The sequence below is a fragment of the Mesorhizobium sp. P3_A2 genome (assembly GCF_056403115.1).
This window is the reverse complement of record NZ_JBFUGC010000021.1, coordinates 20,034-38,848: the sequence shown is the minus strand read 5'-3', so window position 1 is coordinate 38,848 and position 18,815 is coordinate 20,034. Positions and strand designations below refer to the sequence as shown.

Sequence of the window (18,815 nt, the reverse complement as noted above, 5' to 3'; positions counted from 1 at the left end):
CTCCACCGAGATCTGTCGCCCCTTGGCGGCCGCCTGTGCGGAATTGGTTGGATTGCCGAGTTTCCTGCCGGTCATCTTGCGAGAGGCGAGGGCGGCTTTGGTGCGCTCCGAGATGAGACGTCGCTCTTTCTCGGCCAGTGCCGCATAGAGGTGCAGCATGAAAGGGTCGGCATCGGCTCCGAGTTCGGCGACGATGAATGGGACGCGCTGAACCATAAGCCCAGCAATGAAGGCAACGTCACGCGACAGCCGATCAAGCTTGGCAACAATGACCGGACATTTTGCCTGTCTCGGCTTAGCGAGGGCGGCTGCCAGCTGTGGACGTCGGTCCAGGGCATCGGAGCCCTTGCCTGTCTCGACCTCAGTGAACTGGTGGAAGATCGCGATGCCTTCGGTTTCGGCGAACCGGGCGACGGCTGCACGCTGAGCGTGGATGCCAAGCCCCGAACAACCTGCCGCTGCGTTGAAACGCGATAGTCGGCAACGGCGGTGGACATGGCCCGATCCTCTGCGGGTGTTCAAACTGCAAACCACCGTTTGCGTGTGCTCGCTACGCCGTTTATTTCAAGTTAAGCATCTGATAAAGTTCAATATTTCTTGTGGAATCGGCTTCGGGTTGCGGCCACTATCTAGCCATCGGATGGCGGGAACACCGTCGCCATAAGGACAGTGGTGTTGGTGCGCACCAAACGCTTCGACTTCGTCTGCTCGCGCTCATAGTCTGCTATCGGAACCGGCCCCTGGTTCAACATGCGACCAGCTCCCTCTTCAACGTCAGACAAATTATTGCGATAGCAACAATGCTGTGGCCAAGAAGCCAAGGCTGAATGTTGAAGCCATCGAATACGCCACCATCGCAACCGCCAGATACCCCTTGTCGCTCGAATACCAATGACCCGCCAAGGGACCATCGACCACCAACCAACCCGCAACGGCGAGCCCGATTAGGGCGCCCGTCAGGAGATTTCTCATCACAAAAACCACCAGTCGCGGCATCGTCCCCAGCTCCTATCTGGTTAGCCAGTGCTTCCGTTTTTCGCGCGGTCGAATCCCTTAACCACGGCTTCGAGCACTGTGCGGCGGCTTCCATAGCGCTTCATAAGTCTATGGACCTGAGCGGGGGTGATGCCGTTTTGCCGCGCAAAACACTCAATCACATAGGGCTCGCATCCTGACAGGAGGTCGCTGTCACGAGGAAGGCGCGGTTTAGTGTCGATGCTCATCCCTGCCATCTTGGGCTAATTCAAGATTACCCAATTAACGCCGAAGCGTGGATTAGGTTGCTGGGTCGGCTCCGGATCGCGACGATCGATTTTCGCACGCTCTCTCATTGGAAGAGCGGGTTCTCAGAACGGCAGCGCGAGATTTTCTGTGGCCCGCATTGCACCCTTGTGCGAGTGGACGCCGAGTGTCCTTCCCAGGCCTGTATGTTGATATCCACCGAGAACTGACCGGTAGCACAAGATATTTCCATCGAGAATTGACCCATGTTTGAACCTTGCCCCGCGTTTTTCAGCGGGGCCACGGAGTGATCGACATGGCATTACTTAGCGTAATCCGACGCTGGCATTTTCGAGAGCATCTCTCGATCCGGGAGATATGCCGCAGGACCGGCCTATCCCGGGATGCCATCCGCAAATACCTGCGCCAGGGCAGCGTGGAACCGACCTCGACCGTGACGGCGACGGGATAGGCTGCGAAAATGGCTAGGCCGTAGGGGGCTCCACCGGCCCTGTCATGTTCGGCCGGATGAACGGCGCCCGCTTGCCGGTGATCGGCAAAACTCCCGCGAACGAAGCAAGTCTCAAGTGTTGCAGGAATGAGACAATAAATTTAGCGAACTCTGATACATTTAGGTGCTCGGACTTTTAGCGTGGGGACAACGTTGCGCAGCCTTTCAATTGCAATTGCAGGTATTTTCGCGATGCTGGCTGGGTCGGCGTATGCCGCAGATGCTGTCATCGAAGCTCCGCCCGAAAGCATCAATTGGTCGGGAGCCTATCTTGGCGCCGTGGCCGGGTGGGGCTGGAGCAGCGATCCCTACCGTTTCTTTGGCAGCACCGTTGACGTCGATTCAGACGGATTTGTCGGCGGTCTGACCGCTGGTTACAATTGGCAGGCGGGGCAGATCGTTTTCGGCGTCGAAGGTGACGTGTCTTACGCCAATATTAACGGCAGCGTCCTCAAGGTTCCGTTTGTACCGCCTTGCGGGATCGAGGGCTGTTCGGCGGACATCGACTGGTATGGCACAGGCCGTGCGCGCGTCGGCTATGCCTTCGAGAACTTTCTTCCCTATGTCACGGGTGGCTTTGCTGTCGGCAAGGTCAAAGGCACGGCTGACCTGGGAGCCTGTGGCTTTACCCCGACCTGCGGCTACGACGAGACCCGGTGGGGCTGGGCGGCCGGCGCCGGACTTGAGTGGGCCCTAAATCAAAAACTGTCGTTCAAGGCCGAGTATATGCACGTGGATCTGGGCACCCCCGATTTCAACACAGCCGCTCCAGATCCTTCCACCTCCAGAATCGACTTCGATACGGTCCGCGTGGGTATCAACTACCACTTCTGAAGCGGGCTTCCCGACTTCAAGCGGCTCTAGCGGCCTACTCGTGATGCTTTGTCCGTCAAGCCGCCCGTGAACGCTATCCAGCCGTAGGGGCCTTCACCGACCCCTGTTCGGCTGGATGAACGGCGCCCGGTTGCCGGTGATGGTCTCGATCGACTTCAGCAGCGGTCCGTGGACCTCACGAAGCGCTTGGTAGTGCTCGCTGTGGTACGCCAGGAGGGGACCGATGAATGCTCTTGCGCAGCACCTCTGCTGCCACCAGAAAGCGCTCGATCTCGACCTGTGATAGCTGTTTTGAAGGTTTGGTTTTCTGGCCATGTTAGCGACTCCGTTTGAGGGGATTCGCCGCAACGAGGACTATAATCCTACAAGCTAGGCCGGCTGACAAGTGCAAGAACGAGAAAGCCCGTCGCAGCTAATGAGCGTAAGCGACGGGCTTCCTGCGATTCTTCGCGGCTAGACTCATTGAGAGATCGACCGCTTGGCTGTGCAACTTCCGGACGCGTGATTAGTTGCAATTACAATTTTCTTAAAATTGCAAACGGCGCTCGGCTGAAAGCGCCGCCACACAGTCTTCCAGAATTGCCAGGCGAAACCGGAGCAACCTCAATTCTTGGCCGACTTGCGCCAGCTTTAACATGCCTGCCGAGCACGCAACTCTTCGCCTCTGCTCCTCTTCCAAGGATGCTATCTTCGCGCGCAGTTCCAAGGCTTCCGTGGCCCTCGAGTTCCTAACCAAAGTCCGGGTTCGCATTTCCAACCCCACAGCAGAACGTCGCCATCAATTGCACGATTGCATTAAACTTCCGCGCTCTGATCATTGAGAATTTTAGCGAGTACTAAAATAAAAGCCGATTGCGATGGCGAGGGCTACTAGCGGCCAGCGGTCAAGGGCGGGGGGCTGGGGTTTTGACCGCCGGGCCTAACCGGCGAAGGAGAGGGTGCCGGCTGGCAAGGGATCATACGCCGATATAACGAATTGTAGAATGGGGCTCCCCCGTTCCCGAAACGTGCAAGACACGTCTTACATTTAGGGAAACAAACGCGACGTCGTCTGGCGATGCTCCAGGCGCCGCGCTAATATCGGCCGGATGGGCAAGGGCTGGCCGATGACCTCACTCCGAAGATCAGCCCAACCTTCTTGCTGCCGCCGAACGCCTATCGCAAGGCAAGCCAATGAAAAACAAGCCGGTCACGACCTACATCGTGAGCGTGTTCGATAAGCCGCATTGGCGCACAATCCTGACGACCAAAGACAAGGCCGAAGCCGACGCGATGGAACAGGCGATGGTGCAGGACGGCGCGAATGCTCGGATTGAAGAGATCACGCCGAAGCCGAAACGGCGCTAAATTAAATGCCCGCTTAAGCCATGGCAGACCCGTCGCTACTATGCGAAAAAGGGTCTTATTTTATGATCATTTGGAGGGGTGGATTTGCCGGCCGCAGAAACAAGCATTTGGTCAGTTTTATTGCCGGTTCTCGTCGGCGGTGGCCGCCTTCTGCCGCGTCATCCGCCTACGCTTCGCCTTACTTCTTTTGCGCACTGCGAACCGCCTTTCAGACCGTGCCGCCGGCATCATCCGGCACCACGAAAGGGAAGAGTGATGAACACCCACATTCGCACTCTGAAACCCCTAGGCATGCCCAAGGGAATGGACCCGCGCAAATGGCGCCAGTCGGTGCAGAAGCGCCTGAACGACCATCTAGACCGCGCCATGAGCCTGATAACAGCGCTCGACCTCATGGAAGCCGACTGCGACCTTGAAGACACAGCGGACGACGAGCCGTCGCTTGGCTGGACAGAGCGCGGCGGGCAATCGTTCCTGTCCAGCACCGCCCCGAACCTGCCGCCCGGCGACGTGCTGGATTTGGAACTCGACAATGCCGACGACGAGGAAGGTGGCGTCGGCGAACCGTGCCCGGACATCTATGGCGAAACCGTCATGTGGGCGACGACCTCAAGTCGCAGGAAGTGCTGGTGTCTCCATGAGGGTGTCCCGATTTCTGAAGATCATGGCGGACCCGCTGGCAGAGGACAAGCAAGCGGTGATCGCGGAATTTAAGAAGGCCGGCCTCGATGAGTTGGAAGCGCTGTGTTTGTTCAGGCGCCTTTCACCCGACAGGCAGAAGGCGTTCCTTGCGGTGCTTCACAGGGTGGCGCCGATTCCCGACTTACAGGAAAGCGGAAAACTTTACGTCTTTAGCCCGCTGCCTCACGGTGGCGGGTTTTTTTATTCAGGCGGAAGATCCGGGATCTCCTGACCTGATCGCACGGCCTGCAGTATCGTGCCCAAGAGCGACAAGTGGCGACTGAGTACCACTTGTCGCCGGAATATTTGGTTGATGACAGCCTTCAGAACCCCAGGGTCTGAAAACACCCTCTCGTCCTGCTCTTCCAACAAGTCACAACTGACCTCACAGGCGTCGGCCGCCTGCTCAAGGTCAAGCACGGCCTTGTCCAACATGTCCATGTTTCCCCCATTTTCCCACGCAGATCGCCGGGTACTTTCGATTAGTCGCAGTCGCAACGGAGATTGCAAGACAGGATTCGGCGGGTCGATATTGGCCAAAAATTGGACAGGCGAGGGAAGTTTTTCACTAAGTGCTTGAAAAGTCTGGTACGCCCAAGGGGAATCGAACCCCTGTTACCGCCGTGGCGAAGACAGCCCCTCAGCTCGCGCGCCAAAGCCGAAATCAATCGTCGATTCGGTGGCGAGATGGTGGCGATACGAAAAAAATGTCTGGCGGCAGAGTAAGTAGAACGTTTGTAATTTATATATGGGCTTTGGTGGGCGATGCAGGGATTGAACCTGCGACCCCACCCGCGTGAAGGGTGTGCTCTCTCGTTTTTCAGACAATGGAAAGAGCCAGCTGTTCCCGGTCTGTGCTCGAAAAGTCGCATAAATGGCAGACTGGAATTGGCACACGCGTGACAGCCCAGCTTGGCGTTATCCAATCGCGCTCCACGGCAGCGGATACGCCGATAGCACCCATGATGGATGGGGCGGATACATAAATAAAATCAGTTCGTTATGAGATGCCGTGTGCAAAAATCGCACACGAAAGTTCTGCTTCTCTTCTTTTTTCGTTCCCACGAGGGAGCTCCCGACAGGCCTTTTCGGACGCTCTTTTGCCGACGATATTGACCGCTCCTATGCGTGATGTTCGCCGCGATATCCGTGATCCTCGAAAAACTAAAGCACGAAGCACTTGAGTTCGAACCTAAGAGACCGAAGACGCTGGCCTAGAAGTTACTAGATCTCTGGTGGCTACTCCGTCTCAGCATATGATATATCGCGCTGGAGACGGGGATCCCTATGGGGCGCCCCGATTCGCGCACCCGGGTATTTCTATGATTGCGATATTGTCCCAAGCATGGGGCGACGAACTGCGCCTGACTTTCCGGCTGGCTTGGCCATTGGCCCTTGCCCAGCTCTCACAGAGCGCGCTCTTCACCACGAATATCGTGATGTTGGGGAAACTTGGCACGCCTTTTTTGGCCGCGGGTACACTGGCTTACTCCTTCATGATGCCGTTCTTTCTTTTCGGAACCAGTGTGGTCGCCGCCGTCGCCCCGCTAGCCGCGCAAGCCCGGGCGCGTGGAAGAATCGATAGAGTCGCTGACTGTGTGACGCAGGGTTTGGTCGCCAGTTTCCTGCTGGCCGTCGCTCTGATTTGCATACTCTCGCAGATAGGATCGGTGTTCCGGCTGATCGGACAGGACCCCGGTCTCACGGAGCGCGCAGTCCGGTATATGAGGGTGGCCGCGCTCATGCTTTTGCCGGCGTTCTTCTTCTTGGTTTTCAGATCTTTGATGTCGGCATACGGCCGAAGTCGAGCTGTTTTCGTCATCACCGTCGGCGGCGTCGTGTTGAACGTATGCCTGTCAAATGTGTTGATCTTCGGTGAGTACGGCGCGCCCGCGCTTGGCATGCAAGGAGCGGCGACGGCCAATGTCGTCTCTTACGCGTTCATGGCGATCGCCGCTGCGGTGTACATTCGCCTCGATTGGGAACTCAGGGGGGCATTTCGCCTTCAAGCGCTCATCCATCCGAACTGGTTGGAACTGTGGCGCATATTTCGTTTCGGAGTGCCGTTTGGTCTCACAATGTTCGCCGAGTTAATCGTATTTTCCGGCGCGGCGCTCGTTATGAGCTACATCGGGCAGGAAGAGGTCGCGGCGCATGCGATCGCGCTGCAGATGGGCGCGCTAACCTACACGGTTCCGCTCGGCATCGGAGCCGCCGCCACGGTCCGCGTCGGGATGGCTTACGGCCGCCGTGACGAGCGGGCCATTCAGGCCGCAGGCTGGGTGTCTATCGCGCTCGGAGCCGCGTTCATGCTCGTTACTGGGATTACCTTCGTGGTTTTTGGCCGCGACGTTATTGCGATTTTCCTCGATCCGTCAGCTCCTGGCGGCCACAGAACCTTCGAACTCGCGGTTGGCTATCTCGCGATCGCTGGCATCTACCAACTTGCCGATGGTGCGCAGGTGAACGCCACACATGCCTTGAGGGGCCTAAATGATACTATGGTCCCGATGCTGATTGCATTCGGCGGATATTGGTTGGTGTCGGCGCCGTTGGGAATCTATCTTGCTCTTGGCACTAGGCTTGGCGGTACGGGCATCTGGATCGGTCTCGCAGTCGGCCTTATTGTGGTAGCGGTATCGCTTGTGACGCGTTTCGCGCTGCGGAAGCAGCTAAGAATCGTGACCTTCTGACACGGCGTGGCCGTCGCGCACCAAGCTGTTTCACAAACTTGACCGCGGATGGTTCGCCAGGGCGGCGGTCAAATCGAAACGACCTCGAGGCCTGAGGCGGGGCTCCAAGGCTCCAACCACATCTCTGCGGAACTCGGTGCGCCGTGCCCGGTCGAATGGGCCACGAACCCCGGCTCACAACCAGCCGAGGTTACTGTCGGTGGGCGTTCGTCGGAACTCGCAATGCGCGGTTCGCTAAGACTTCGCCATTCCGCAGGCATCGCGATCGTCTAAAGAGACCTTGATGGGATCGAGGTCTTTAGGTCGTCGAGCAGCACCGCGGTAAGTACCATCGCCCTGAATCATCTGTGTGTACTGAGGCGGCATCGACAGCAGGTTGATGGCGTTCGGATGGCGCCGAGCAAGAACGCCCGCGAATACGCCCGACAGGTTGCCGACACCGCCCTTAGACTAACCCCTTCGAGTTGCGCCGACCCTCGGAAAAATATGTTACACAATCGATTGTGAAAGCGCGCACTTTTCTATATTTAGAAGCTCACATGGACCGGCAAGGTCGACGGAGTTGGCGCTGCGGGCCGGGGGAGAGCGAGAGGGTGGCTGTTGTGGCTGGAGAGCCAAAGGGGGGAATGCGAGGCGCATCGCGGCCGCAGGATCGCGAAGGTTCGACATCGTGTCGGTAGTCGTCCTGGATGTTGGTAAAACCAATCTGAAGGCGAGCCTCGTCGCCAATGATGGAGAGGTCATCCGGTCTCTTGAAGCCGAGAACCGCTCAGTCGAGGAGAATGGCTATATCGTCCAGGAACTGGAGTCCGCCTGGGGTTTCATGTTCCAGTCGCTTTGCGAGCTGTCAGAGCTCGACAAAGTGTCCGATGTAATCGTCAGCACGCACGGTTCATCGGCGATGATCGTCAACGGGGACGGGTCGACGACGCCGCTTCTCGACTATGAATCAACCATGCCGGCCGAGCTGGACATCCTTTACGCGGAAGTCGCCGACGGGCTCGAGGAACGTGGCGCCAACATAGGCCTCGGCGCGACACATATTGCCAAGCAGCTGTTCTGGATACAGCTCAAGCACCCCGATCTTTTCGCGAAGGCGGCCACGCTGATGCCGGCGCCCCAATACTGGGCCTGGCGGCTGTGCGGCATTGCATCGATGGACATCACCAGCCTCACCGCCCAGTCTCACTTATGGAATGCGCGAGAGAAAAGGTTCACGTCCCTGGTCGCCAGACAGGGATGGCAGCATCTCATGGCTCCGGTAAGGATGCCCTCGCATGTGCTTGGGCCGATATCGGGTCATCTCGTGAATCTGTGGGGACGACTCGATGGGGTGCATGTTCGTTGCGGCGTCCACGACAGCGCCGCAAACTTTCATCGCTACCAGGCCGCCGGCTTTACCGGCGTGACATTGCTGTCTTGCGGAACGTGGCTGGTCGGCCTGAGCGACACGAAATCGAATTCGATCCCGCATGGGATCGACGTGACCTTCCAGCAGTCGGCGCTTGATGTGCCGCTGACAAGCTGCCGGGCGATGGCCGGGCGCGAATTCGAGATATTGACCGGCGGCAGACGGGATATTGCCACCGTGGATTCCGTGAACAGGATTCTCGGATCGAAGATTCTAGCACTGCCGAGCTTCGTTCGGCGCGGGGGACTGGTTCCCAATGCGGGCAACAGGGGAAGAGTTGTCGGCCCCATGCCGACCGATCCCCCAGACCTGTCGGCTCTGGCGATCGTCTACTACGCCATGCTGGCGGATCTATGCGCCGGTTATCTCGGTCATCAGAGGCAGCTAATCGTCGACGGAAATGTGACTGCGCAACCAATGCTCGGCGCCCTGCTCGCGTCGCTCGATCCAGAGCGGCGCGTCCTCATCGCATCGGCAAAGAACGGTACGGCGACGGGCGCAGCTCTGCTGGCGGGGATCGCCCATCCAAACCAGCTGCGGTTCGAAACCATCGACTGCGGCGGCCTGAATGTGACCGCGCTACGGGACTATCATCGGGCCTGGCGCCAACAGATTGACGAATCCAACTATGGAGACCATCGGTGACACTTGAACTAAGACAACAGATGATCGAAACCTGCCTGCGGATGAATTCTTCAGGCATCAACCAGGGAACCTCGGGTAACCTCTCCGTGCGTAGCGGGAAAGGCTTCCTGATCACCCCGACGAGCTTGCGCTACGAGGTGATGAAACCGGAAGATATTGTCGAGATGGATTTTGAAGGCGGCTATTATGGCACGCGTCTGCCGTCTTCCGAGTGGCGGTTCCATCGCGACATCCTGAACGAGCGTTCGGACCGAAACGTCGTCCTGCACTGCCATTCCTCGTTCGCGACATCCTTCTCGTGCCACCGCCGCCAGATCGAGGCTTTTCACTACATGATCGGCGTAGCCGGCGGTAACACCATACGCTGTGCCGACTACGCGCCCTATGGTACCCAGGAATTGTCGGAGAACGCGTTAAAGGCGCTGCAGGGACGCGACGCGTGCCTGCTCGCCAATCACGGCCAGATCGCCGTCGGCCGCGATTTCAACCATGCGTTCCGCATTGCCAACGAAGTCGAGACGCTGGCGCGACAGTACATTCAGTCGCTTGCGATGGGCGAGCCAATCCTGCTCACCGACGAGGAAATGGACCATGTGCTGCGCCAGATGAAGCAGATGTCCTACGGCAACGCGCCAGATCTGGAGGACGCCACCATCCGTCTGATACCAAAGGAAAACCATACGGGATGATTGATTCTGTGCGGCGGGCTGGCGAATCGCTGGCTCGATGCCATGCGCCAAGACAACTCATAACTAAACATATGTCATAGTCCGACCGGACACCGGTACGTCGCGGGGCCAGACCGGCTCAATAACGCCCATGTCGATCACTCCAAAGCCCCACTGTCGTGCAGGGCTGATTCAAACATGGGTCAATTCTCAATGGAAATGTCATATGCTGCCGGACCAGTTCTCGGTGACAAATCAACACCTAGCCTCGGTTCAAGGATAATGCGCGCCGTCTCAATGTGGGATCAGGCAGCTGCCTTCGGGGCTCGTTAGGGCCGGATCGTCATCATGCCATTTCACAACCGACTGTGTAAGATTGATATCCTCTAAGGAATACGGAATCACAGCACCTGAGGTGAATTTTTGGCTATCGACAATCAACAACGCTCCACGATTTATGAACTCTCGAAAAAAGCTGGTCTTTCCGTCTCGACGATCAGTGCTGTATTGAATGGGACTTGGTCGAGGCGGGGCATCTCAGCCCGGACGGCGGAGGCTGTAAAAGCGCTGGCAAAAGCGCACAATTACATGCCGAACAAGCAGGCCCAGGGCCTTCGCAAGTCCGTCTCGCAAATGACGGGACTGATGATCCCCTCGCACAACAGCCGGTTTTTTGCAGCGGTTGCACAGAGCTTCGAACTGAACGTTCGCCGTCGGGGAAAATGTCCTATCGTGGTTAGCGCCGGTCGTGATCCGGCAACCGAACGTGAAACCGCTAAGACATTGATTTCGTACTCTATTGAGGGTTTAGTTATCTGCGGTGCAGCCGACCCGGATGGAGTCCATGAGATTTGCAGTTCTGCTGGGCAACGCCATGTCAACATAGACCTTCCCGGGTCGAAAGTATCGTCTGTCATCAGCGATAATTTCAAGGGCGGCTTGACCCTGACGAGCGCAATTATTGAGACTGGAAACAAGGACGGACTGCGGGCTAATGATATTCATTTTTTCGGGGGCTGCAGTGAGGTCTCAACGCTCGATCGTATTCGCGGATTCAAGGTCGCTGTCGACAATTTTGCCGGTCCACCGACCGACGAAGTCATTCATTTTACTGGCTATGACCCTGCGAAAACATGTCAAGCCTTCGAGACGTATTATCAGAATCATAGCCGTGTCCCGCGTCGTATTTTCCTGAACAGTACTCTCAATTACGAAGGATTTCTTCGCTTTTCATCTCGCCATCCAGATCTTGATCTGTCCGATATCGAAATTGGTTGCTGCGACTACGATCCTTTTGCGTCATTTTGTATTTTCCGAACATGGATGATAAAGCAAGACGTGGTCGCAATGATGGAGAAGGCCTTTGATATCCTGGATAAGGATCCAGGGGACCCAACCATCTACTACATAACGCCGATACTGGTTCCTCCCAGATCTTCCCTTCCGACGCCGGAGTTGACGATGATCAATGTCGAAACGGACGCGATATAGGCCGCGAGCTACCGGTTCTCTGGCGCACGAATGAGATCACGATGGTGGTCAGGGTACGTCGCCATTTTGACGTTTTGTAGGGCAAGTCCCTGTCCCCGTGCTGCGCGCTAGCTTGCGGCCCGTTCTTCCAATCCTGCCTCTAGCGCTTTCTTTGATCGCCGACCTCGATCGCGATAAAAAGAACTTGCCATCACAATCGATTGTGGCCCATACTTCGGCTCTCTGAGGGCGAGGAGATCGCGTTACTGCCATTGGAGGGATCGATAATTTCTCAGCGCTAGAGGAGGGGCCCGTCTGCCTGGCAGCGGCGGCTTGGCTCCGCCCCAGACGCTGACTGTTGCGGGTTCATTTCTCTGGAGTGAGTCGAGATCGCGGTTGGATTTCAGCAGGCAGCGCCCAGGATAAAGAGACGATCATGAAGAGTGAAAAATTCCTATTCTTATTTCTGACGACCCCCGCCTTTGCATTCTTAGCGCTGTTTTATCTGGTCCCGATTTTCTCCTTTCTTCCTCAAGCTTTTTTAAAGGATAGTGCTGGCGATATACTGGCGCATACCTATAGGCAGATTGCTCTCGACAAGGGTCAGGCGGAGCCTACGGACGATGCGCTCAAGGTACTTTTCAGTGACCTTCGATCGGCTGCGCGCAGCGATGTGGGACAGCTCGCGCACAGCGTCGGATCGAGCAGCGGCGCCTTGCGCATCATGTTGCTCAAAACCAGCGCGGAGGCCAGGAAAACCGATGTGTTGCCCGAAGACATCCGAGCGTGGTTCGCCGCAATTGATGATCTTTGGCTGCAAGAATCGACGTGGAAAATGCTGGAAGCCGAAGGCCAGCGCTTCACGCTTCGGTATCTTTCGATCACGGCCCCATGGGGAGACCGCGCGGCTGAGCAGATCCAGTTTTCCGAAGTTTTCATGCGCACCATCGGCGTTGCAACGGGTGTTGCAGCGCTGTGCTTTCTCATCGCGGCGCCCGCAGCCTATTCGATTGGCGTCGCATCCGGTCGCACAGCGCGCATGATGATTGCCTGTGTCCTCGTTTCGCTTTGGACATCGATCCTCGTTCGCACGCTCAGCTGGATCATCATATTTCAAAATGAGGGCGTCCTGACTGCGATCGGGAGGGCTCTCTTTTCTTCCAACTTGTCCTACGGAATACTTGGAACACGCAGTGCAGTTATCGTAGGCATGGTGCACTTGCTACTACCTTACATGATCTTGTCGCTGCATGAAGGCCTGAAGCGTATCCCGATACAGCAATATTTCGCTGCGACTAGTCTTGGTGCGTCCACCTTCCGAGCGGTCTTGCTCGTCTACTTGCCTCAGATGCGGCCGGCGATCACCGCCGGACTATCGATAGTCATTACGCTTACGCTCGGATTCTACCTGACGCCGCTCCTTCTGGGCGGCCCGCAAGATCAGTTGCTTGCATACTACACGGCCTTCTTTGCCCAACGCATGGGCGACTGGCATGTTTCAGCGGCATTAAGCGTATGGCTCACCTTACTGGTGGCGGGATTCGCTTTGACCGGCGCGGCATTGAGCCCCGCGAAGAATTCCAGCAAACGGTTGGGTAAGTCAGTATGAGGCCGACATCGGCACAAGCGATAGACACCGTCGCCCGATTGGGCGGTGCGACCGTCATCGCATTTCTCATTCTGCCGCTCTTTGTCATTCTGGCTGTGTCGCTGAATGACGGGAATTTCTTCACGCTTCCGCGGGATGGCGTCTCGCTCCGCTGGTATTCGAAGGTCTTGACAGACCCCGAATGGGGGCAAGCGGCGCGCAACAGTCTCTATGTTGCTTGCTTTTCAACGGTTATCGCCGTGGCTCTGGGCGCAACGGCTGGCTGCGGCGTTGCATTATTGAAAGGAAAAACCTCTGCAATCGGATATGGAACACTTATGCTTCCTTTGATAATGCCGAGTATTATCGCAGCTTTGGCAATATATATATCGTTTAACGCATGGGGTCTAACCGACACGCGCGCCGGGCTGATCATGGCGCATGCAGCGCTTGGCATTCCGTTTGTGGTAGTTACAACCTCCGCATCGATGCGCAAATACGATACGCGTCTTTACATCGCGGCGCTGAGCTTGGGCGCAGGCAGGGTACAGGCGGTTCGGCATGCAGTGCTTCCGTCCCTCGTTCCATCTCTGGCGGCGGGCGCCATCTATGCCTTTCACGCGTCTTTCGATGAGTCCATCATCGTGCTCCTTCTTGCGCAGCCAGATCAAACGACGCTGCCGCAGCGAATCTTCTCAGGACTGACATCAAGCATAGCACCGGATGTCGCAGTCGTCTCTGTGATGACGACCTTTGCGACGATCATTTTACTTTGCCTGTTCTTGATCGCCGAGCGCTTCCAGTCGAAACGAATACCGTCAATGTCGTGATCCAATAAAACTCTTTGCTATTGCACAAATGCCAACGCTAGCGAAAGCACCTCTCTTGTCTGAAATAAGTTCGAGCAAAGCAGGTGTGATTGTCGAAGAAGGAGCCGGACCCAGTGGGGAGCGCCCGCTCTGTTCATTCTCGGGGATAAGCAAAAGTTTCGATGGAAAGACATACGCGCTTGAGGATCTGAACCTCGATGTGCGTGAGGGGGAATTGCTAACCTGTCTTGGTCCGTCAGGATCAGGGAAGACCACGACGCTCATGCTGCTGGCCGGTTTCCTGGCCAAGGACCGAGGCGAGATATTCTTTCGCGGGCGGCCCATCGGAGGTTTGGCTGCGTCGAAGCGCAATCTGGGTGTGGTCTTTCAAAGCTACGCCCTGTTCCCGCACATGACGGTAGCCGAAAACATATCCTTCCCGCTGCGAATGCGGAAGCTCGCGAAGTCGGAGATCCAGATCAAGGTACAGCGAGCATTGACGATGACCCGATTGGTGCAGTTTGCCCACCGGATGCCGCATCAATTGTCAGGGGGGCAGCAACAGCGGGTTGCGCTGGCTCGCGCGCTTGTCTTCGAGCCAGATATGGTCCTGCTCGATGAACCACTGGCAGCGCTCGACAAAAGCTTGAGGGATGAATTGCAATTCGAGATCCGCCGGCTGCACAAGGAAAATGGTGTAACGATGCTGTACGTTACACACGATCAGACCGAGGCGCTCACTTTGTCCGATCGTATTGCTGTATTCAACAATGGAAAAATCGAACAGCTTGCCGCTCCGGAGGAACTCTACAACCATCCGGCGTCGCTTTTTGTGGCTGGTTTCATCGGAAATACGAACCTCTTGCCGGCGGAATTTGTGCGTCACGAGGACGGGTTGGTTATCGCTCGCTTGCAGGATGGGACAATTGTCCGCTCCGCATCCGCAAACCCTACCTGTTCGTCGGGCAACTGTTTGATAGCGATCCGACCGGAGCGCCTCCACATCGCCGAAACCGCGCCGTTCGAGAACAGTCTCTCCGCGACAGTCACCGACCTGATCTTTCAGGGGAGCACTCTGATCGTCGAGATCAAGTTTGCGGGCCGATCCCCATTGACCGTCGCTGTGCGGCCCGATCAGGCCGCCGGTCTCGCCCGCGGCGACGATATCCGGATCACCTGGCGCAGCAGCGCCGCCCGATGCTTTCCAGCAGCATAATTCCTCAATTTTCCTTCGTTGAAGAAAAAATTCCCAGACCGTCGCAAGATAATAGAAAAGGAGCCAGAATGATCAAATTTTTCAAGTTCAGCGACATCGAACCCAAGTTCAGCCCACGAGGGACCGCAACCCACGTCATGGTGGATAATCTGACGGGCGCGCAAATGTCCGGAGGCATTGCGCAATTCAAGGATACCGAGATAGCTTTTGAATTCTGGTATGAGGAATGTATGTTCTGCCTCTCCATTGAGGAAAGCTTCTCGGTCGAGGTCGACGGTCGGGAACACTTCATGAGCCCTGGCGACATGATTTGGTACAAGGAAGGCACCAAGGCGATCTGGCGCGCAAAGGGCAAGGCGGTGCTCATCTTTGCCATCACCCCTCCGACCTGGGTTGATACCCGGCCCGAGCGGATTCCCGTGCCGGCGCGCCTCGAACCGAGCTTTTCCTCATAAGCTTCACGCCACCGTCTAACCAGAGGTTAGGTTCCGGGGAACTCCTCTCGCCATCCCCGTAACCTTTCATAACGAACGCGTGATGGCGGTCCAGTGTCGGACATTGATCGTTGTTCGGATTCCCGGTGATCTTCGCGCAAGCGGCGATGTCGGTTCGAGGTAGGAAGACCCAACAATATCAACGAGAAAGGGAACGAATATGAAAACAAGCAAGAGGATCTTGCAGGTCGCGTCATTGACGATGGCTTTGGCCGCCAGTGCTATGACGCTGACTGCGGCGGACTCGGCGGAACTCAGCGTGGCGACCTATGGCGGCGCCTATATGGACGCTGTGAAGCAGGCGTATTGGCAGCCGTTCACGACTGCAACCGGCACGAATGTGATTGGGAGCACAACCGAAGACAGCATGGGCGTCCTGCGCGCGCTCGCCACGGCTTCGCCCTCGAAGTGGGACGTGATGGAAACCGACGTTGTTACGGCGATCGAAGCCTGTAACGAAGGCCTCATTCTGCCCCTCGACAAGTCGAAGTTGCCAGTCGCCGACCTACTTCCGCACACGCTGCAAGAGTGCGCCGTTGCATCGGCGTCTGTCGCCGTGGCGTTGGTGGTCGCTAGAGGAAAATTCGGCAGCGGTGAACCGAAGACATGGCAGGACTTTTGGGATACGAAGCGTTTTCCGGGCAAGCGAGGGATGGCCCGGTACATACAGAATGTCGCGACGGTGGTGCTGCTCGCGGATGGCGTGCCTCGCGAGAAAATTAGCGAGGAACTTAGAAAACCAAATGCGAGGGACCGAATTTTCCGCAAGTTGTCCGAGATAAAGGGAGACCTCGTCTTCCTCGATACGGGCGCCGAATTCGTTCAAGGTCTCATTTCCGGTACGTATGACATGGCTCTTGGTTGGAACGCCCGAGTCGATACCGCAAATAAGGAATCGGGAGGCAAGTTTGGGATTGTCTGGTCGGCGGGCTACAGTCTCGGTTTAAATGCATACATCATACCCAAGACAACAGGTCAGCCACAGGCTGCCATGGACTACATTTCATTTGTCGCAGCGCCGCAAGTCGAGGCAGATTTTATGCGTTTGTTCCCCTACGGCACGGCGAACCTGAAAGCCTATGCTCTCGTCACACCAGAGGTTAGCGCAAAATTGCCCTCGTCGCCCGAAAATCTGCCTTACGCGGTTTCGGACGACTATGATTTCTGGGGAAGTCATTACGCCGAATGGCAGGAGGCGTTTGAGGCATGGATCGCCGCTAAATAGCGACAGTGTCCTCAGGACGGCGCGCCGTCGCGCCGCCCTGAAGACAAACCCCCGGCAGGCCGTCGAATTGGCCAGGTTATTGCGCGCCGGCGAACTGACGGCGCGTTGAGTTCACGATGAAGGCCACGAAGCCGGAGGTGAGGCCTTGACGCGCTCAGAAAACCGATTAACTTCGAGCACAATCGTTTGTGTTTTTGACACCGACTGATGCCTTGCATCGTCTGGTCGAGATCTTATTGGCTGAACAAGTAGAGGGAATTTACATGCCAAAACTGTACAAGGTCGCAGATATTAAGAGGGAATTCACGCCACGCGGGTCGTCCACTCATGTCTTTGTAGACGACAAAGATAACGCCAGCATGGCAGCTGGCGTTGTATACTTCAAAGACTCCAATATCGATTTTAAACTCTGGTACGACGAAGTCATGTTCTGCTTATCCGTGGAAGATAGCTTTTCTATCGTGGTCGACGGAGAAGAGAATTTTATGAAGCCCGGCGACATGATGTGGTTGCCGGCGGGAACCTCTCTGATTTGGCGGTCGAAGGGCACGTCGGCGGCGATATTTGCGGTCACACCTCCCGACTGGGCCGCTAGACGGCCTACGACCTAGATTTGAAGCCTCACCAGGATAGGCGGCGGCTTAACCCATTCGCGCAGCGCCGCCTAGGTGAAGCACCCGGCCTTGAGCGACCCCTGGTCTTTGGAACGAGGGCGTTTCCGTTTTTCTACCAACCACTTGGAGCTGATGAGATAATGGAAATTACCGGAAAGACCGCTCTCATATTTATGCTCACCGATCCCGTCGAACACGTCCGCGGCACGATCATTGTCAACAAGAGCTTCGAGGCTTTGGGGGTCGACGCGGTGTTCGCGCCGCTCCACGTCCGGCCCGCTGATCTCGCCTCTAGTCTAGAGGCGTTGCGTAGGATGCTTAATGTGGTCGGGCTGGGTATCACGGCCCCCCACAAGATTGCGGTGATCCCTCATCTCGAACACATGACGGAAGTCGCAAGACGGGTTGGTGCGGTGAACGCAATCCGCTTCAACGCCGATCGAACGTTGACCGGAACCAACACGGACGGGGCGGGCTTCATCGCGGGTCTTGCTGCCAACAATATCTCGGTAGCGGGACGTCGTGCCCTGATCGTTGGGGCGGGGGGTGTAGCTCGCGCTATCGCCTTTGCCTTAGCGGACGAAGGATTGGTAGAGCTCGTCCTGGCGAACCGGAATACAGAGCGTGCAGTTGCTCTTGCCGCAGAAATAGCGGCCGTCGTCCCGTCCTGCCGAATTGTGGTTCGCGATGCTAATGCGCGGGACATAGCTGCCGGAATGGACTTGGTGGTGAATGCCACCAGTCTTGGGATGAAGGAAGGCGATCCCATGCCCTTCAGCATCGCCGCCATGGAGCCAGCCGCCATTGTTGCCGAAGTAGTCGTCAATCCGGTGATGACGCCGCTGCTTCAGGCAGCTGCTGAACGCGGCCACGCGATTGTCTCCGGCGCGGAGATGCTCAAACCACAGCCGCGTCTGGAAGCGGAGTTCTTAGGGCTTCTGCCTAATCGAAGGAGATAGGCACACAACGATGCGACAATTACCTGAGATACGAGAAAGGCCAGAAATCCGGCCTCGGAGAGGGTGCCACAAGTTATGAACCTGCGGCAACATATACGCGTTGCGTACCTGCCCAGTCCTGACTCCATGTCGGCCTGACGTCAGCGAAGCGTGGGCATTCGCGGTGGTGCTGGAGAAGGTCCCCGAGGTCCGATGCGCGTCAAGGACGGTCAATGGCGGAGAAGGCGCATGCATTCCGATCGCACGAACCGTCGCCGAGTTGCGCATGGCCGTGGCCGGGTGGCGTCAGAATGGCCTGAAGGTCGCTGTCGGGCCGACTATGGATGCCTTGCATGAAGGCCATCTGAGCTTGGTGCGTGCCGCGCTCGCCAATCGAAACGTGCGACGAGGCGAAAGCTGGGAACAGATGACAAACCGTTCAGCGGCAGC

19 protein-coding genes and 1 pseudogene are annotated in these 18,815 nt (G+C 56.9%); 16 read left to right on the top strand and 4 right to left on the bottom strand.

The annotated features are described in order from the left end of the window. The 3 genes from AC1DXM_RS30630 to AC1DXM_RS30620 form a co-directional block, all read right to left on the bottom strand. On the bottom strand, nt 1–534 hold a 534-nt coding region (locus AC1DXM_RS30630), incomplete at its 3' end, for a recombinase family protein (protein ID WP_477239129.1). Between the two features lie 95 nt (nt 535–629). Further along, complete coding sequence (locus AC1DXM_RS30625) at nt 630–752, bottom strand: hypothetical protein (RefSeq protein ID WP_477239127.1); 123 nt, start codon at nt 750–752, stop codon at nt 630–632. 31 nt (nt 753–783) lie between these two features. Further along, complete coding sequence (locus AC1DXM_RS30620) at nt 784–996, bottom strand: hypothetical protein (RefSeq protein WP_477239125.1); 213 nt, start codon at nt 994–996, stop codon at nt 784–786. Between the two features lie 642 nt (nt 997–1,638). Between AC1DXM_RS30620 and AC1DXM_RS30615 the strand changes: the two genes are divergently transcribed. From AC1DXM_RS30615 to AC1DXM_RS30600, 4 genes are all read left to right on the top strand, one after another. Beyond that, nucleotides 1,639–1,710: an excalibur calcium-binding domain-containing protein gene (locus AC1DXM_RS30615; protein ID WP_477239133.1), complete on the top strand. Its 72-nt coding sequence runs from the start codon at nt 1,639–1,641 to the stop codon at nt 1,708–1,710. Nucleotides 1,711–1,885: 175 nt separating this feature from the next. Then, nucleotides 1,886–2,566 carry an outer membrane protein gene (locus AC1DXM_RS30610; protein ID WP_477239123.1) on the top strand — a complete coding sequence of 227 codons (681 nt, stop codon included), beginning with the start codon at nt 1,886–1,888 and terminating at the stop codon, nt 2,564–2,566. A 1,173-nt stretch (nt 2,567–3,739) separates the two neighbouring features. After that, the gene (locus tag AC1DXM_RS30605) at nt 3,740–3,913 is read left to right on the top strand and encodes a hypothetical protein (RefSeq protein ID WP_477239121.1); all 174 of its coding nucleotides are present in this window, start codon (nt 3,740–3,742) and stop codon (nt 3,911–3,913) included. Nucleotides 3,914–4,168: 255 nt separating this feature from the next. Next, entirely contained in the window at nt 4,169–4,627 is a 459-nt protein-coding gene (locus tag AC1DXM_RS30600; protein ID WP_477239119.1) for a hypothetical protein, read from the top strand. A gap of 168 nt (nt 4,628–4,795) precedes the next feature. On the opposite strand, the gene AC1DXM_RS30595 is transcribed toward AC1DXM_RS30600, so the two are convergent. Beyond that, the gene (locus AC1DXM_RS30595) at nt 4,796–5,029 is read right to left on the bottom strand and encodes a hypothetical protein (RefSeq protein ID WP_477239117.1); all 234 of its coding nucleotides are present in this window, start codon (nt 5,027–5,029) and stop codon (nt 4,796–4,798) included. Nucleotides 5,030–5,916: 887 nt separating this feature from the next. On the opposite strand from AC1DXM_RS30595, the gene AC1DXM_RS30590 reads away from it, so the two are divergent. The 12 genes and pseudogenes from AC1DXM_RS30590 to AC1DXM_RS30535 all read left to right on the top strand — a co-directional run. Then, the gene (locus tag AC1DXM_RS30590; RefSeq protein WP_477239115.1) at nt 5,917–7,287 is read left to right on the top strand and encodes an MATE family efflux transporter; all 1,371 of its coding nucleotides are present in this window, start codon (nt 5,917–5,919) and stop codon (nt 7,285–7,287) included. 670 nt (nt 7,288–7,957) lie between these two features. Beyond that, nucleotides 7,958–9,343 (top strand): FGGY family carbohydrate kinase, encoded by a 1,386-nt coding sequence (locus AC1DXM_RS30585; protein ID WP_477239113.1) that lies wholly within the window; start codon nt 7,958–7,960, stop codon nt 9,341–9,343. 20 nt (nt 9,344–9,363) lie between these two features. Beyond that, nucleotides 9,364–10,032: a class II aldolase/adducin family protein gene (locus AC1DXM_RS30580; protein ID WP_477239131.1), complete on the top strand. Its 669-nt coding sequence runs from the start codon at nt 9,364–9,366 to the stop codon at nt 10,030–10,032. Between the two features lie 402 nt (nt 10,033–10,434). Next, nucleotides 10,435–11,502, top strand: coding sequence for a LacI family DNA-binding transcriptional regulator (locus AC1DXM_RS30575; RefSeq protein WP_477239111.1), 1,068 nt, complete (start codon nt 10,435–10,437; stop codon nt 11,500–11,502). A gap of 415 nt (nt 11,503–11,917) precedes the next feature. Continuing rightward, nucleotides 11,918–13,090 carry an ABC transporter permease gene (locus tag AC1DXM_RS30570; protein WP_477239109.1) on the top strand — a complete coding sequence of 391 codons (1,173 nt, stop codon included), beginning with the start codon at nt 11,918–11,920 and terminating at the stop codon, nt 13,088–13,090. Then, nucleotides 13,087–13,899, top strand: coding sequence for an ABC transporter permease (locus tag AC1DXM_RS30565; RefSeq protein WP_477239107.1), 813 nt, complete (start codon nt 13,087–13,089; stop codon nt 13,897–13,899). Before AC1DXM_RS30570 ends, AC1DXM_RS30565 begins: the two co-directional genes overlap by 4 nt. Before the next feature lie 85 nt (nt 13,900–13,984). Next, nucleotides 13,985–15,094 (top strand): ABC transporter ATP-binding protein, encoded by a 1,110-nt coding sequence (locus tag AC1DXM_RS30560; RefSeq protein WP_477239105.1) that lies wholly within the window; start codon nt 13,985–13,987, stop codon nt 15,092–15,094. 68 nt (nt 15,095–15,162) lie between these two features. Then, on the top strand, nt 15,163–15,549 hold the full coding sequence (locus tag AC1DXM_RS30555; protein ID WP_477239103.1) for a hypothetical protein: 387 nt from the start codon (nt 15,163–15,165) through the stop codon (nt 15,547–15,549). Between the two features lie 199 nt (nt 15,550–15,748). Further along, entirely contained in the window at nt 15,749–16,813 is a 1,065-nt protein-coding gene (locus AC1DXM_RS30550) for an extracellular solute-binding protein (RefSeq protein WP_477239101.1), read from the top strand. A gap of 263 nt (nt 16,814–17,076) precedes the next feature. Further along, the gene (locus AC1DXM_RS30545) at nt 17,077–17,424 is read left to right on the top strand and encodes a hypothetical protein (RefSeq protein ID WP_477239099.1); all 348 of its coding nucleotides are present in this window, start codon (nt 17,077–17,079) and stop codon (nt 17,422–17,424) included. A gap of 143 nt (nt 17,425–17,567) precedes the next feature. Continuing rightward, a complete protein-coding gene (locus AC1DXM_RS30540) occupies nt 17,568–18,386 on the top strand; it encodes a shikimate dehydrogenase family protein (RefSeq protein WP_477239097.1) in 819 nt (272 codons plus the stop codon). 232 nt (nt 18,387–18,618) lie between these two features. Beyond that, a pseudogene (locus tag AC1DXM_RS30535) lies at nt 18,619–18,753 on the top strand (pantoate--beta-alanine ligase); the annotation flags it as partial. Between the last annotated feature and the right edge of the window lie 62 nt (nt 18,754–18,815).

Coding starts and splice junctions, on each gene's coding strand:
- AC1DXM_RS30605 (WP_477239121.1), top strand. CDS start 3,740: ATGAAAAACAAGCCGGTCACGACCTACATCGTGAGCGTGTTCGATAAG.
- AC1DXM_RS30595 (WP_477239117.1), bottom strand. CDS start 5,029: ATGTTGGACAAGGCCGTGCTTGACCTTGAGCAGGCGGCCGACGCCTGT.
- AC1DXM_RS30540 (WP_477239097.1), top strand. CDS start 17,568: ATGGAAATTACCGGAAAGACCGCTCTCATATTTATGCTCACCGATCCC.
- AC1DXM_RS30600 (WP_477239119.1), top strand. CDS start 4,169: ATGAACACCCACATTCGCACTCTGAAACCCCTAGGCATGCCCAAGGGA.
- AC1DXM_RS30570 (WP_477239109.1), top strand. CDS start 11,918: ATGAAGAGTGAAAAATTCCTATTCTTATTTCTGACGACCCCCGCCTTT.
- AC1DXM_RS30620 (WP_477239125.1), bottom strand. CDS start 996: ATGCCGCGACTGGTGGTTTTTGTGATGAGAAATCTCCTGACGGGCGCC.
- AC1DXM_RS30555 (WP_477239103.1), top strand. CDS start 15,163: ATGATCAAATTTTTCAAGTTCAGCGACATCGAACCCAAGTTCAGCCCA.
- AC1DXM_RS30565 (WP_477239107.1), top strand. CDS start 13,087: ATGAGGCCGACATCGGCACAAGCGATAGACACCGTCGCCCGATTGGGC.
- AC1DXM_RS30550 (WP_477239101.1), top strand. CDS start 15,749: ATGAAAACAAGCAAGAGGATCTTGCAGGTCGCGTCATTGACGATGGCT.
- AC1DXM_RS30590 (WP_477239115.1), top strand. CDS start 5,917: ATGATTGCGATATTGTCCCAAGCATGGGGCGACGAACTGCGCCTGACT.
- AC1DXM_RS30545 (WP_477239099.1), top strand. CDS start 17,077: ATGCCAAAACTGTACAAGGTCGCAGATATTAAGAGGGAATTCACGCCA.
- AC1DXM_RS30625 (WP_477239127.1), bottom strand. CDS start 752: ATGTTGAACCAGGGGCCGGTTCCGATAGCAGACTATGAGCGCGAGCAG.
- AC1DXM_RS30580 (WP_477239131.1), top strand. CDS start 9,364: ATGATCGAAACCTGCCTGCGGATGAATTCTTCAGGCATCAACCAGGGA.